This is a genomic window from Streptomyces niveiscabiei, assembly GCF_001419795.1.
GTDB classification, from domain to species: domain Bacteria; phylum Actinomycetota; class Actinomycetes; order Streptomycetales; family Streptomycetaceae; genus Streptomyces; species Streptomyces niveiscabiei.
This window is the reverse complement of record NZ_LIRL01000577.1, coordinates 1-1,297: the sequence shown is the minus strand read 5'-3', so window position 1 is coordinate 1,297 and position 1,297 is coordinate 1. Positions and strand designations below refer to the sequence as shown.

Sequence of the window (1,297 nt, the reverse complement as noted above, 5' to 3'; positions counted from 1 at the left end):
GCGTTCCCCGCCGTCCCCCCGTCGTCGTCCCCCGCGAGGAAACGCGGCTCCCCCTCGCGCTCCTCGAACACGACGACGACGGCGTCGCAGTCGCCGAACGCGGCGAGCCGGTAGTCGCGGGTCTCGGGCGGCTCCAGTGTGAAGTCCGCCTGCTCACCCGGCGCCAGGGACAGCGGCGCCGACCGGAACGGCACGAGCGCGGCGGGCCGGGGCGAGAGCGGCGGCGGGTACCAGCGCTGCACGAACTCCTTGTCCAGCGTGGACAGCGCGCCCGGCGGATGCACGCCCTGCCGGAACTGCTCGGGCTCCAGTATCAGCCCGGCCGGGAAGGGGTACTCCATCACCGACTGCGGGTCCCACACCGTGCCGTTGACCTCCGTCGCGTCCAGCTTGCGCAGGATGTTGACGTACGTCCGCTCCCGGCTCCAGTGGTTCGGCGGGCCCGCGAGGTCCGCGTACACCGCCTCCTCGTCCCAGTGGATGCCCGCGTACGGGCTCTGGTGCTCGTGCTGCATGCCCAGCGCGTGGCCGATCTGGTGCAGGGCCGTCGCCCGCTCGCCCGGGGCCGTGAGGTCCCAGCCGAAGTTCATCGTCCGCTCGTGCAGCCCCGCGAGCAGCGCCTCGCGGCCGACGGCCGACCAGGAGCCGTCGCTCTCCTCGAAGCCGATGCGGACCTCGGCCTCGGACCGGTCGGCGACCTCCGCGAACGTCACGCCGATGCCGAGGTCCTGCCACTCCCGGAAGCAGTCCCGCACCACCTCGCGCTGCGCCTCGCCGCCCGCCCACGAGACCCGCCGGCTCCCCCCGGTGCCGGCGTTCTCGGAGTCGAAGAAGCAGTAGTGCAGGACCGTGCCGTTCACCCATATCCGCCGCCCGCTCATGAGCGCGCCGAGCCGCTCGGCGGCCAGTCCCGGGGTGAACCCGGGCTCCGGCTGCCTCACGAGCGAGCAGTAGCGGGCGGTCATGGGTCCAGCGTGCCCGGTCCAAGGTCACCGCGCCTGAGTCGGCAGCTACTCAAGTCGCCTGTATCAGACGTGAGTACGCCCGCTCATGATGACGTGACGACTCTCGGACGCGACCCCAAGTCCCTCGACCTGCCGTGGCCGTTCACCGGCCGCGAGGAGGAACTCGCCCTGATCCGCCAGGCCCTGACCGCCGCCCGCCCCGGCATGATCCTCACCGGCCCGGCCGGCCACGGCCGCACCCGCCTTGCGGCGGAGGCCGTGAAGGACCTCGAACCCGGGGGCGGCCGGTCGAGGGGCGCGCGCGGCAGAGCGGGGCGCGCCCCTCTGTCTCT

At 73.4% G+C, this 1,297-nt stretch carries 1 protein-coding gene and 1 pseudogene; one reads left to right on the top strand and one right to left on the bottom strand.

From position 1 onward, the window contains the following. A partial coding sequence (locus AOK24_RS26775) for a M12 family metallopeptidase (protein WP_055722628.1) occupies nt 1–965 on the bottom strand: 965 nt, incomplete at its 3' end. 93 nt (nt 966–1,058) lie between these two features. Between AOK24_RS26775 and AOK24_RS26770 the strand changes: the two are divergent. Then, nucleotides 1,059–1,297, top strand: a pseudogene (locus AOK24_RS26770) (hypothetical protein); the annotation flags it as partial.